The sequence below is a fragment of the Serratia sp. DFXYC6 genome (assembly GCF_057196085.1).
On record NZ_JBXUNV010000001.1, the window covers coordinates 2130958 to 2143236 of the forward strand.

Consider the following 12279-nt stretch of genomic DNA (forward strand, 5'->3'; position numbering starts at 1 on the left):
ATCAACCCGGGTGCGCTTTACGGTAAACGCGGTGAGGTGAAGGGAAAGAAAGCTGGCGCGCTATGCAGGACTCGAACCCGCGTCTATCAATTTTCAAGCCAAAACAAGCCATTATAAAACCAATCACTCTGCCAACTGAGTTAATAGCGCGTTCCTTCGCTTCGGGGTGCCATTATCCATAACAACATTATGGACTCAAGCTTTTTTAGCATAATGCCCTGAATTTACAGATAAGTCTTAGGTTATCGATAGCGTTCTGGCATTAAGGCAGCGCAATAATCCGGTAATCGCCGCCGATGAGCGGCTTGCACAGAATCTTGTAGCCATCGCTGTCAAAGTGGCTGGCCGCGCTCTGCAGCAACTTCGCCTGCGCCAGATTGCCGACCGAGCCCAGATAAAACCAATTGTGGATCACATGGTACTGACGCAGCGTCTCGCCCTGCTCCTCCAGCGCCACGCGTCCGGCGAACGGCCAACAGGCGATGCGCAACTGTTCAAGCGCCGCGCTAAGCCGCAGAGCATGTTCCTGCGCCGACTCCACGCCACAGCAGGCGCCGGCGCACTTGCGCAGGCTGTAACGGAAACAGGCTCGCCCGGCGGGCAGCTTGTCGATCCCCAGCTTGCCGTAACATAAACGATGCTCGTCGGCGATGGCGCGCAGCTTTTCCAGCGCGGCGTGGCGATTGGCAAACAGCCCGTAGAGATCGGGCGTGACGGCGAAGTCGATCTCTTTGGCGTGAGCAATCGTCACCGCATCTGCCTGCAAGCGCAGCGCGCAAAGCTGTTTCGAGCGCCGCAGACGTTTGTTGAACAGCGGCTGTTGTTGTTTGATCAACTGCGCCTCCAGCAGCAATGCGCCCAACTCACCGGCGGTCTCGATAAAGCTGATGCGTCGAGTTTGGCGCAGCATTTTAGCCTCGTCCTGCGCGCGGAAGTGCGCCATCACCCGGCTGCGTATATTGACGCTTTTACCGATGTAAAGCGGCAGGCTCTCGCTTTGACCGTGAAACACATACACGCCCGGCCCTTTAGGCAACGGCGCCAGGCAGGCGCGCAGGTGCTCCGGGTATTGATAAATGTCGAGTTCCGGCTCGAGGCGGTTTGGCATCATGGCGGTGGCATTATCCTGCTGATGAATGAATACTGGTTTTTTAGCCAGTATAACGCGCCCTGCAGCCGGTTGCACACCCGGCGGATAATAACTCACCGTGATCTTTAACGGGAAAGCCTTTACTATCCCCTTTCCAGCGGGAAAGCGCCTCACGTTTAGCGCCAGTTCAAGCTGGCGCTGCCATGATGGCAGACTGGAACCGCCGCTTTTATCGTTATGGAAAACCTGGGTATGTCATCACTGAAACTCCCCTCCCGCCGTCTGGCGTTGCTCGCCGCCATCGTTTTCATCGCCGTCGCCGTCGCGCTGGCCATCTTTTGGCAACGCCCGCCGCAGCAGGATTACGTTACCGCGCCGGCCCGCCTGGGCGATATCGAAAACGCCGTGCTGGCCACCGGGCGGCTGGATGCCATCGAACGCGTCAACGTCGGCGCCCGCGTCTCCGGCGAAGTCAAATCGCTGAAGGTCAAGCTGGGCGATCGCGTCACCAAAGGGCAACCGATCGCCGACATCGACGATCTGCAACAGCGCAACGATCTGCGCAACGCCGAGGCGGCGCTGAACGTAGTCAAAGCCAATATGTTAGCCAAACAGGCCTTGCTGAAACAGGCGGAGTCGCGTTTCAAACGCCAGCGCCGCATGCTGAACGACGAAGCCAGTTCGCGGGAAGACTTCGAAACTGCCGAAGCCTCGCTCGCCACCACTCGCGCCGATCTGCAGGCGCTCAATGCGCAGTTGGTGCAATCGCAGATCGAAGTCGAGAAGAAAAAAATCGATCTGGGCTATACCCGCGTGGTTGCGCCGATGGACGGCATCGTTATCGCCGTGGTCACGCAGCAGGGGCAAACGGTCAACTCCAGCCAAAGCGCGCCGACCATCGTCAAGCTGGCGCGGTTGGATATGATGACCATCAAGGCGCAGATCTCCGAAGCCGACATCACCCGCATTTCACCGGGGCAAAAGGCGTACTTCACTATTTTCTCCGATCCGGATAAACGGTACGACGCCACGCTGCGCACCATCGAGCTGGCGCCGGAATCGGTGATGAAAGACGATTCGCTCGCCGGCACCAGCTCCGCTTCCGGCTCCGGCACCTCGAACGCCTCGGTCTATTACAACGCGCTGCTGGACGTACCCAACCCGGAGAACCGCCTGCGCATTGCCATGACCGCGCAGGTGTCCTTGCTGCTCGGCGACGCGAAGAACACCCTGCTGGTGCCGATCCAGGCGGTGCATAAAGCCGAAGGAGAAATGCAGCAGGTGCAGGTGCTGACCCAGGACCAGCGGTTGGAAACGCGCAAAGTGACCACCGGCATCACCAACAATGTCGACATTCAGATCCTCAGCGGCCTGAAAGCCGGTGAAACCGTGGTGCTGTCGCAGCCCGCCGCCAAATCGGCTGAGGATGGCATCTTCCTGTGAACGCGATCATCGAACTAAAAGGCATCAGCCGAACGTACACCAACGGCGGTCAAGCGTTAACGGTGTTGAAAGACATCGATCTGACCATCGCCGCCGGCGAGCTGGTGGCGATCATCGGCGCTTCCGGCTCAGGCAAATCGACGCTGATGAACATCATGGGCTGCCTCGACGTGCCGGATCGCGGCGATTACTACATCAGCGGCCAGAACGCCGCCCACCTGTCGCCGGACGAACTGGCCCGCCTGCGCCGCGAACATATCGGTTTTATCTTCCAGCGCTATCACCTGATGCCCGATCTCAGCGCGCTGGGCAACGTCGAAATCCCGGCCATCTACGCCAACGCCCGGCGCGATCAGCGGCGGCTGCGGGCGGCGCAACTGCTGGCGCGGTTAGGCCTGGAGGGACGCGAAGACCACAAGCCCGGCCAGCTTTCCGGCGGCCAACAGCAGCGCGTCAGCATCGCCCGCTCCCTGATCAACGGCGGCGAAATTATCCTGGCGGACGAACCGACCGGCGCGCTGGACACCCAATCCGGCCAGGAAGTGCTGGCGATCCTGAGCGAACTGAATCAGCGCGGCCATACCGTGGTGATCGTCACCCACGATATGAACGTGGCGCAACATGCGCAGCGCGTCATCGAACTGCAAGACGGCAAGATCATCGCTGACAGCGGCCGCAAATCGGCGTCCGGCCCATCGTTGCCGCCGCCGAACCGCAGCCGGCAAAGCGGCTGGCAACGCCTAATCGACCGCACCCGCGAATCGCTGCACATGGCGCTGAAAGCGATGAACGCTCATCGTCTGCGCACCGCGCTGACCATGACCGGCATCATCTTCGGCATCGCCGCCGTGGTCACGGTAGTGGCGCTGGGCGAAGGCGCCAAACAGCGCACGCTGGAAAACCTCAAAGATCTCGGCACTAACGTGGTAAGCATCTATCCGGGCCGCGATTTCTTCGACGACGCCATCGACAGCATCCGCACCTTGGTGCCGGCCGATGCCGACGCGCTGGCGCAGCAAAGCTTCGTCGACAGCGTCAGCCCGGAAGTAGACGCTTCCGACAGCATCCGTTTTCGCAGCAAATCCGCCACCGCCTCGATCACCGGCGTCGGGCGCGACTATTTCCGCGTTAACGGCGTCGAGCTGTTACAAGGCGTGACTTTCCGCGACGATCGTAATGCGCTGCAGGAAGTGATCATCGACGACAATGCGCGCCAGGCGCTGTTCGGCGATTTCGGCGTCGAGCCGCTCGGCCAGATCGTGTTTCTCGGCTCGGTGCCGGCACGGGTGATCGGTGTGGCGAAAAGCAATCGCAACTACGCGCCCAATCGCATTACTGTTTGGATGCCCTACAGCACGGTGATGTATCGCATGGTAGGCAAACCGACGCTCAGCGGCATCACCGTTCGGCTAAAGGACAATGTCGCCAGCGAATCGGCCGTCACCGCTATCACACAGCTGTTGACCCAACGCCATGGCGTAAAAGATTTCCGTTTGTACAACTTCGATAAAATCCGAAAGTCCATCGAACGCACGTCAATGACTTTCAGCCTGCTGATCCTGATGGTGGCGTCCATCGCGCTGGTGATCGGCAGCCTGGGCGTGATGAACATCATGCTGGTCTCGGTGACCGAACGCACCCACGAAATCGGCGTGCGCATGGCGGTCGGCGCGCGGCGCAGCGACATCATGCAACAGTTCATGATAGAGGCGGTGCTGGTCTGTCTGATCGGCGGTGCTTTGGGCATCGCGCTATCGTTCGCCGCCGGGTCGCTGTTCACCTCGCTGGCGGGCGGCATGTTCACCGCCATCTATTCCTGGCAAGCCGCCGCCACGGCGTTTTTCTGTTCAACCTTAATCGGCATGATCTTCGGTTATCTCCCCGCCCGCAAAGCGGCAAGGATGGATCCGGTCGTTTCATTGGCCAGCGAGTAACCCATGAAAATTTTATCTCCCCTGGCGTTAAGCCTCGCCGCCCTGCTCACCGCCGGCTGCGGCAATGCCCTGAAAAGCGACTACCAGGCGCCGCAGGTCAACTATCCTGCGGGGTGGCAATACGCTGCCGACAACGCCGCGCCGACGCCGTTCGACTGGCGCGATTTCCACGATCCCGAGCTCGATCGTTGGCTGCAACTGGTGATGGCGAGCAATAACGATCTGGCCGCCGCCGTGCTGCGCGTTTACCGCGCGCGGCTCGAGGCGGAACGCGTCGGCATCAGCACCGCGCCCGGCGTCAGCGCCTCATTAGGCAGCAGCATTAATCGCCCGCTGTCCGAGTCCTCCGCGTGGAATAAAACCAGCAACGCGACACTCTCTACGAGCTATGAAGTCGATCTGTGGGGTAAACTGGCACGCCAGCGCGACGCCGCCGAGTGGGCCAGCCAGGCTTCCGAGCAGGATCTGCAAACGGCGCGCCTGACGCTGCTGGCCGACGCCGCCACGAATTACTGGCGCATCGGCTTCCTCAATCAGCAGATCGACGTCAGCCGGGCGAGCATCGCCTATGCCAAAACGACGCTACGGCTGGCCAACGCCCGTTATCAGGCCGGCAGCATCTCGGCGCTGGACGTGGTGAACGCGGAGCAAAGCTTGCTGACGCAGGAAAGCCGACTGCTGGCGTTGCAGCACGAACGCCAACAGGCGCTGAACGAACAGGCGGTGCTGCTGGGTGCGCCTTCGGGCCAGGCCACCATCGCGCCCGCACGCCTGCCGACGGCGGCGATGCCGCAGATCAACACCGGCATTCCCGCCAGCGTCCTGAGCCGTCGCCCGGATCTCAGCGCTCAAGAGCTGCGGTTGCGCGCCGCCCTGGCCAACGTCGATGAAAAACGTCTGCAATACTATCCCGAGTTCAGCCTGACCGGTTCACTGGGCGCCAGCAGCAGCGCGCTGCTGGAATTCCTGCGCAACCCGACGGGCAGCCTCAGCGCCAGCCTGACGCTGCCGTTCCTGCAGTGGCGGCAAATGGGCGTGGAGATCAAGATCGCCCGCAACGACTATGAACAGCAAGTTCTGGCCTTCAAGCAGGCGCTGTACAAAGCGATGGGCGATGTGAACAATGCGCTGTCACTGCGCACGCAGCTGCTGGCGCAGGAGACGCAGTTGCGCGCCTCATTGGCGCTGGCGCGCAAATCGGAGCGGCTGAACGAGGTGCGCTACCGGCAGGGCGCCGTCACCATTACCGACTGGCTAAACGCTCAGGAGCAACGCCGTCAGGCGGAACTGGCGGTAGACGAAAACCGCTTCGCGCAGTACCAGAACCTGGCGAAAATCTATCTGGAGTTCGGCGGTTCGTCGGCGCCCTAATCCAAACTGCCTGGCCAGTTGGTCAGGCGTTTTTTTAGCGACGAACACATCAATTTTTCCTGTTTTATCTCCCGTACTCTCTATACTTGAAACATCATCAATCAGACGAAAAACCGTCAAATAGCACAATTATTAGACTATTCTCGCACCAAATCGGTGCAAATACTTAAGTTAAACTGCTGGATTTGATCGCCGCAAGATATAACGTTAAGCTATAGATGCAAAATAATTAGTCACCTAAATGACATAATCTTGGCATAAACGACGATATTTTGTGATCCACATCCCAACTTAAATGTGGATAATGAATCGTTTTGAATCGCGATTCTATTAGCCGATTTGATAACTCGAAAACAACAGTGAACGGAGATGACGCTTTCACGAACAACGAATAATTCATTAAGGGATGATTATATGAAGTTAAGAAAAAAACGACATAAACCGATGCACATTAACGACATCACCATCATCGATGACAGCAAACTCAAGAAGGCGATCACCGCGGCGGCCCTGGGCAACGCGATGGAGTGGTTCGACTTCGGCGTATACGGCTTTGTCGCCTATGCGCTTGGCCAGGTCTTCTTCCCCGGCGCCTCTCCCGGCGTACAAATGATCGCCGCGCTGGCGACCTTCTCCGTGCCCTTCCTGGTGCGTCCGCTCGGCGGCCTGTTCTTCGGCGCTATGGGCGACAAGTTCGGCCGGCAAAAAGTTCTCTCGGTCACCATTATCATCATGGCGGTCAGCACCTTCTGTATCGGCCTGATCCCGTCCTATGCGTCGATCGGCATCTGGGCCCCGATCCTGCTGCTGCTGGCCAAACTGGCGCAGGGCTTCTCCGTCGGCGGTGAATATTCCGGTGCGGCGATCTTCGTCGCCGAATACTCACCGGACCGCAAACGCGGCTTTATGGGCAGCTGGCTGGATTTCGGCTCCATCGCCGGCTTTGTGATGGGTGCCGGCGTGGTGGTGCTGATCTCCAGCATCGTCGGTGAAGCCAACTTCCTCGACTGGGGCTGGCGCATTCCGTTCTTCATCGCCGCACCGCTGGGCCTGATCGGTCTCTATCTGCGCCATGCGCTGGAAGAAACCCCGGCGTTCCAGCAGCACGTGGACAAGATGGAGAAAGAGGACCGCAACGCCATCGAAAATCCGCCGAAAACCTCGTTCAAAGAGATCGCGGCCAAACACTGGAAAAGTTTGCTGGTGTGCGTCGGTATCGTGATCTCCACCAACGTGACCTATTACATGCTGCTGACCTACATGCCGAGCTACCTGTCGCATAACCTGCACTACTCGGAGGATCACGGCGTTCTGATCATCATCGCCATCATGATCGGCATGCTGTTCGTGCAGCCGGTAATCGGCCTGACCAGCGACCGTATCGGTCGTAAGCCGTTCATCATCGGCGGCAGCATCGGCCTGTTGGCGCTGGCGATCCCGTGCTTCATTTTGATCAACAGCAACGTCATCGGCCTGATCTTCGTCGGCCTGCTGGTGCTGGCGGTGCTGCTCAACTCCTTCACCGGGGTAATGGCCTCGATTCTGCCGGCAATGTTCCCGACACACATCCGCTACAGCGCGCTGGCGATTTCGTTCAACATTTCGGTACTGATCGCCGGTGCAACACCGACCGTCGCTGCCTGGCTGGTCGAAGCGACCGGCAACCTGTACATGCCGGCCTACTACCTGATGGTTGTGGCGGTGATCGGTCTTATCACCGGTCTGTACATGAAAGAGACCGCCAACAAGCCGCTGCGCGGCGCGACGCCGGCCGCTTCTGACCGTACCGAAGCGAAAGAACTGCTGCAGGAGACCTACGACAACATCGAACAGAAAGTCGAGGACATCAACGCGCAGATCGCCGAGCTGGAAAAGAAAAAGCAGATCCTGATAGACCAGCACCCCAAGCTGGACTGATCGCCGCTGAAAGCCACCCGTTTGGGTGGCTTTTTTACTTTGATTTCAAAAGAAATAATGCGCAGCGCATTTTTATGACAATCAGGATTGGTGGTACGCTTTGCCGCACACTCTTTATTGATGAAGAACATGATCATGAGCAAAATGGACCTTCCCATCATTATCGGCATCCTGGTGATGCTGACCCTGTGGCTCGGCGCGCTTTTCAACATTGGCGATATCACCTTCAGCATTTCACGTCTGTTTCACTGGATTGAAAGCCAACGCGGCTAACCCGACGCCGCCGCAGGCGGTGGGAAACTTCGGCTATGATTGATAGACGTTACGCCATTTTCCGAGACTGTCGCTCGCGATAAAGAGGACCGCATCATGACCGACTATGAGTTCTACAATCAGATCCTGACCCACCTGGCCGCCAATCACCCCGGCACGCTGGATGAAAAAACCTACGAACTGTGGAAGCAGGACGCCACCAGCCCGCACGCCTTCGCCGATCCCTTCGCCTATCTTAAAACCAAGGGGCTGATACAAGCCTATGTGATGAGCGACATCGACGAGAACAACTATGATATCGATCCGCACCAAACGCGGATCACCACCGCCGGTCTCGAGTTCATACGCAACGGCGGGTTTAAGTAAGCAACAAAAAACCGCCGGGCGGCGGTCTTTTATCCTAAAAAGCCTGCGGCCGGTGGTTCAGGCGGGGAAAGGCCGATAAAAAATGCGCAGCACTTCGTTGTCGCCCTGGCGTAAAAAACCGCCTTCCGGCTGCCAGCGCAGATCGCGCGCCAGATTGAGATTTTCCCAACCGACCGCGCCGCCCACGCCGATGCAAAGATTTTTATTGCCCGCGGCAAATCCCGCACCGGTGCCGATCATGGCATGCAGCAATCGGGGCGCCGCCGCATCGCGCATGGAAAATATACCGATAAAACATCCCTGCGGCGCGCGTAGCATATCCGCCATGGTGCGGATCTCGGTATCATCAGGGCTGACGAAATGTTTATATTGCTTATCGAACACCGTCAGCCACAGCTGCTTGTATTTCGCCTTGCTGAGCGCACCTGAACGGTGAGCGCAAAGCACCACCGCATCCCAGCACATCTCCCCGCTCAACGAAAGGTACTCTTCCGTATCGGCTTGCGGCTTGTCGGCGTAATGCCGCGCAAATTCAGCCGCATTCAAATGCGGCGGCACGGCCTGTTTGGCAACGTCACTCTTGTAGCGCTTGAAATTCAACCAATGCATGGGGAGTATCCTCTTCACCCGCGAGATTAATGAATCTGAAACCGTGGATGAGACGAGCCATCACATCCAGGGCGTCGTCGGCGATGGCGGTTTCGTCGTCATTCAGACCCTGCGCCACCGACCGCTCAATCGCGTTCATCACCGCCGGAGCGCTGGTTTCTTCCCCCTGCGCCACCACGTCTAATACGGCTTTGCCGATCGCCAGACAAAGCTCATGATCAAACTCAACCTCTTTATACGGCTGCATAATCACCCCGATAAATTTTCACCCAAGAATACTAGACCACAATGGCGTATCGCGCCTGCCATCGTAGCGCAGCAAGGCATGCAGCCGAAGATAAATGCATCCGGCTCCGGGTTGATAGCCCGAAGCCCGATAAAAAGCAGGTTATTGCGGTGCTTGTTCGGTGGGGCGAATAATAAAGCAAGTGGCGGTTGCCGAAGCCAGCAGCTTCCCTTCCGCCGTTTTGAGCGTGCCTTCAGCAAAAGCGACGTTCTTCGCCGCATAGACCAGACGCCCCTCGGCGATCAGATCAGTTTCCTTCGGCACAGGGCGCAACATTTTAACCTGCAGATCGACGGTGCCATAGCCAATCCCCGCGCCCAGCGTACTGTGCACCGCGCAACCGGTCACCGAGTCCAAAACCGTGGCGGCGAAACCGCCATGTACGCCCCCCAGTGGATTCAGATGGCGCCCGTCGGCCCGCGCCGCGATGCGGATATACCCCTCTTCCACCGCGACCGGTTTCATGGGCACGGTTTCAGCGATCGAGGCCGGTGGGATCTTGCCAGCCATCGCAGCCTGTAATAACGCCAGCCCGGTCATTTTTGTCGGATCCATTGCTCTCTCCTCTGGTGGTAAACCGGTTATATAGGAGAGGTCTGACCTCTTAACTTGCTTTTTCGTGCTGATGTCGTCAGCCGCCTGCTCTTCAGATTCTCTGAACGTGACCGTCATCACTCTTTAGAGCTAATAACCACAATTTTTTAGCGCCTTTAGATTTAAAACAACTTTCTACTGTAAACACCGCCGGAAACTGAACGCAGTTAAGTTCAACATTATTAAGGCGTATCTATCATGGATTTCTTTCTGCAATTAACGGTTATATTGGCATGCCTGCTGTATGGGGCGCGTAAGGGCGGCATTGCGTTGGGGTTACTGGGCGGTATCGGTTTGATGATCCTGGTGTTTGGCTTTCACCTGCAGCCCGGCAAACCGCCGGTAGACGTGATGCTGGTGATCATCGCGGTGGTGGCGGCCTCCGCCACCCTGCAAGCCTCAGGCGGGTTGGACGTCATGCTGCAGATCGCCGAGCGGATGCTGCGGCGCAACCCGCGTTATGTCTCGATCATCGCCCCCTTCGTCACCTGTATTCTCACTATCCTGTGCGGCACCGGCCATGTGGTGTATACCATCTTGCCGATCATCTATGACGTGGCGATCAAAAATAATATCCGCCCGGAACGGCCGATGGCGGCCAGTTCGATCGGCGCGCAGATGGGCATTATCGCCAGCCCGGTCTCGGTGGCGGTGGTGTCACTGGTGGCAATGCTCAGCAGCTACACCTTCAATGGCCGCCATCTGGAATTCCTCGATCTGCTGTCTATCACCATCCCTTCAACGCTGTGCGGCATTCTGGCGATCGGCATCTTCAGCTGGTTCCGCGGCAAAGACCTGGACAAAGATCCGGAGTTCCAGAAGTTCATCTCGGTGCCGGAGAACCATCGCTATGTCTACGGCGACGCCGCTACCCTGCTGGACCGGGTATTGCCGTGCAGCAACTGGATCGCCATGTGGATTTTCCTCGCCACCATCGCCCTGGTGGCGGTGCTGGGGGCCTTTTCCGGCCTGCGGCCCAGCTTCGGCGGCAAGCCGCTCTCCATGGTTCTGGTGATCCAGATGTGCATGCTGATGGCCGGGGCGTTGATCGTTATCATCACCCGCACCAACCCGGCGTCTATCTCTAAAAACGAGGTGTTCCGTTCCGGCATGATTGCCATCGTGGCGGTGTATGGCGTCGCCTGGATGGCGGAAACCATGTTCGGCGCGCACCTGACGCAGATAGAAGCCACGCTGGGCGTGCTGGTGAAAGAGTACCCTTGGGCCTATGCGCTGATCCTGCTGCTGGTGTCGAAATTCGTCAATTCGCAGGCTGCCGCGCTGGCGGCGCTGGTGCCGGTGGCGCTGGCGATCGGCGTCAACCCGGCCTATATCGTCGCTTCAGCGCCGGCCTGCTACGGTTATTATATTTTACCGACCTACCCCAGCGATCTGGCGGCAATTCAGTTCGACCGCTCCGGCACCACCCGCATCGGCCGCTTCGTGATCAACCACAGCTTTATTCTGCCCGGCCTGATTGGCGTCAGCGTCTCCTGCGTCTTCGGCTGGATCCTCGCTGCGGCGTTCGGTTTCTTATGAGTTGTACTTCGGAGCCCTGCGGGGCTCCCTGCAGGCAGGGTAGCGGCATGACAAGAAAGGAAAAAATGCAGGCGTAACGCGAATTACAAAAACAAAAAAACCGCCTCTCGGCGGTTTACGACATTACTACTTATTGCTTTGATTATTCGGTATTTTTGTTCCCTGGTACCCGGGGCGGGACTTGAACCCGCACAGCCATAAGCCGAGGGATTTTAAATCCCTTGTGTCTACCGATTTCACCACCCGGGCTCGGGAAAGTTGGAGGCGCGTTCCGGAGTCGAACCGGACTGGACGGATTTGCAATCCGCTACATAACCGCTTTGTTAACGCGCCTTTATTCTGTTTGCCTTTTCAGGCCAAAGCCGGTGATTCACCCACTTCGTTTTGTTCTTTTCAATCGCGATGTTGAAATCGCTTATCTTAATCATCTGATTCTTAAGTAATTTATTTCGTCACCGCCGAATCGATGGACTGCATTATGGACTAAACCCCCCACCTTGGCAACCCCCCGAAATAGCAAAAAGTTCTCTAACGCTTTCAACTGCTTATTTTGTGGGCGCACTGTTCACAATGCCAACGGAAAGGCAAGCGGAATGTTGATTTTATATGCATCGGCTTAGGGATTCACGGGCAAATCGGATCTTTTTTCTCGACAGGAATCGCTTACCCGTGCCCTCCCCGGCTTTTCATTTGCTTACGATCATGGGGTACCGGGCAAAGCATCATCATGGGGACATCGCGCAATCTTCGGTGCCACCGCCCTGAACGACCAACGCAACTGCAGAACTGGAGACTCACATCGCGTTGTACGCTGCACGATGGCTCGGCATCAATACCCCACAGAGCATCGACATGAT

Annotated in this window: 11 protein-coding genes and 3 tRNA genes; 7 read left to right on the forward strand and 7 right to left on the reverse strand. The window is 57.8% G+C overall.

Annotated elements, in window-relative coordinates; all coding sequences use genetic code 11:
• Positions 1-53: 53 nt before the first annotated feature.
• Together AC2CGQ_RS10515 and cho are read right to left on the reverse strand one after the other, a co-directional pair.
• Positions 54-150 (reverse strand) — tRNA-OTHER (locus AC2CGQ_RS10515).
• A 112-nt stretch (positions 151-262) separates the two neighbouring features.
• The gene (cho, locus tag AC2CGQ_RS10520; RefSeq protein ID WP_484593658.1) at positions 263-1111 is read right to left on the reverse strand and encodes an excinuclease Cho; all 849 of its coding nucleotides are present in this window, start codon (positions 1109-1111) and stop codon (positions 263-265) included.
• 231 nt (positions 1112-1342) lie between these two features.
• Here cho and etsA point away from each other — a divergent pair, with 231 nt between their 5' ends.
• The 6 genes from etsA to AC2CGQ_RS10550 all read left to right on the forward strand — a co-directional run bounded on the left by etsA (position 1343) and on the right by AC2CGQ_RS10550 (position 8394).
• Positions 1343-2533, forward strand: a complete 1191-nt coding sequence (etsA, locus tag AC2CGQ_RS10525; protein WP_015377409.1) for a macrolide efflux RND transporter periplasmic adaptor subunit EtsA — start codon at positions 1343-1345, stop codon at positions 2531-2533.
• The gene (locus tag AC2CGQ_RS10530) at positions 2530-4467 is read left to right on the forward strand and encodes a MacB family efflux pump subunit (protein WP_166445016.1); all 1938 of its coding nucleotides are present in this window, start codon (positions 2530-2532) and stop codon (positions 4465-4467) included. The genes etsA and AC2CGQ_RS10530 overlap by 4 nt, the downstream gene beginning before the upstream one ends.
• Before the next feature lie 3 nt (positions 4468-4470).
• Entirely contained in the window at positions 4471-5838 is a 1368-nt protein-coding gene (gene etsC / locus AC2CGQ_RS10535) for a macrolide efflux RND transporter outer membrane subunit EtsC (protein WP_160125321.1), read from the forward strand.
• A gap of 414 nt (positions 5839-6252) precedes the next feature.
• Positions 6253-7755, forward strand: coding sequence for a glycine betaine/L-proline transporter ProP (proP, locus tag AC2CGQ_RS10540; protein WP_015377406.1), 1503 nt, complete (start codon positions 6253-6255; stop codon positions 7753-7755).
• Positions 7756-7890: 135 nt separating this feature from the next.
• Positions 7891-8028: a hypothetical protein gene (locus AC2CGQ_RS10545; protein ID WP_162138956.1), complete on the forward strand. Its 138-nt coding sequence runs from the start codon at positions 7891-7893 to the stop codon at positions 8026-8028.
• 96 nt (positions 8029-8124) lie between these two features.
• A complete protein-coding gene (locus tag AC2CGQ_RS10550) occupies positions 8125-8394 on the forward strand; it encodes a hypothetical protein (RefSeq protein WP_004927920.1) in 270 nt (89 codons plus the stop codon).
• A gap of 57 nt (positions 8395-8451) precedes the next feature.
• Here the strand turns inward: AC2CGQ_RS10550 and AC2CGQ_RS10555 are convergent, their stop codons facing one another.
• The 3 genes from AC2CGQ_RS10555 to AC2CGQ_RS10565 all read right to left on the reverse strand — a co-directional run bounded on the left by AC2CGQ_RS10555 (position 8452) and on the right by AC2CGQ_RS10565 (position 9844).
• Entirely contained in the window at positions 8452-9003 is a 552-nt protein-coding gene (locus tag AC2CGQ_RS10555; RefSeq protein ID WP_004927924.1) for a hypothetical protein, read from the reverse strand.
• Positions 8969-9250 (reverse strand): hypothetical protein, encoded by a 282-nt coding sequence (locus AC2CGQ_RS10560; RefSeq protein WP_004927927.1) that lies wholly within the window; start codon positions 9248-9250, stop codon positions 8969-8971. Before AC2CGQ_RS10560 ends, AC2CGQ_RS10555 begins: the two co-directional genes overlap by 35 nt.
• A gap of 141 nt (positions 9251-9391) precedes the next feature.
• Complete coding sequence (locus AC2CGQ_RS10565) at positions 9392-9844, reverse strand: PaaI family thioesterase (protein WP_004927931.1); 453 nt, start codon at positions 9842-9844, stop codon at positions 9392-9394.
• Positions 9845-10081: 237 nt separating this feature from the next.
• Here AC2CGQ_RS10565 and AC2CGQ_RS10570 point away from each other — a divergent pair, with 237 nt between their 5' ends.
• Complete coding sequence (locus AC2CGQ_RS10570) at positions 10082-11422, forward strand: anaerobic C4-dicarboxylate transporter (RefSeq protein WP_261438388.1); 1341 nt, start codon at positions 10082-10084, stop codon at positions 11420-11422.
• 163 nt (positions 11423-11585) lie between these two features.
• Here AC2CGQ_RS10570 and AC2CGQ_RS10575 read toward each other — a convergent pair.
• A tRNA-Leu gene (locus AC2CGQ_RS10575) sits at positions 11586-11671 on the reverse strand.
• A 10-nt stretch (positions 11672-11681) separates the two neighbouring features.
• A tRNA-Cys gene (locus AC2CGQ_RS10580) sits at positions 11682-11755 on the reverse strand.
• Between the last annotated feature and the right edge of the window lie 524 nt (positions 11756-12279).

Bases quoted from the DNA above. Each gene is read 5' to 3' on its own strand.
- cho (WP_484593658.1), bottom strand. From the start codon at position 1,111: ATGATGCCAAACCGCCTCGAGCCGGAACTCGACATTTATCAATACCCG.
- etsA (WP_015377409.1), top strand. From the start codon at position 1,343: ATGTCATCACTGAAACTCCCCTCCCGCCGTCTGGCGTTGCTCGCCGCC.
- etsC (WP_160125321.1), top strand. From the start codon at position 4,471: ATGAAAATTTTATCTCCCCTGGCGTTAAGCCTCGCCGCCCTGCTCACC.
- proP (WP_015377406.1), top strand. From the start codon at position 6,253: ATGAAGTTAAGAAAAAAACGACATAAACCGATGCACATTAACGACATC.
- AC2CGQ_RS10545 (WP_162138956.1), top strand. From the start codon at position 7,891: ATGAGCAAAATGGACCTTCCCATCATTATCGGCATCCTGGTGATGCTG.
- AC2CGQ_RS10550 (WP_004927920.1), top strand. From the start codon at position 8,125: ATGACCGACTATGAGTTCTACAATCAGATCCTGACCCACCTGGCCGCC.
- AC2CGQ_RS10555 (WP_004927924.1), bottom strand. From the start codon at position 9,003: ATGCATTGGTTGAATTTCAAGCGCTACAAGAGTGACGTTGCCAAACAG.
- AC2CGQ_RS10560 (WP_004927927.1), bottom strand. From the start codon at position 9,250: ATGCAGCCGTATAAAGAGGTTGAGTTTGATCATGAGCTTTGTCTGGCG.
- AC2CGQ_RS10565 (WP_004927931.1), bottom strand. From the start codon at position 9,844: ATGGATCCGACAAAAATGACCGGGCTGGCGTTATTACAGGCTGCGATG.
- AC2CGQ_RS10570 (WP_261438388.1), top strand. From the start codon at position 10,082: ATGGATTTCTTTCTGCAATTAACGGTTATATTGGCATGCCTGCTGTAT.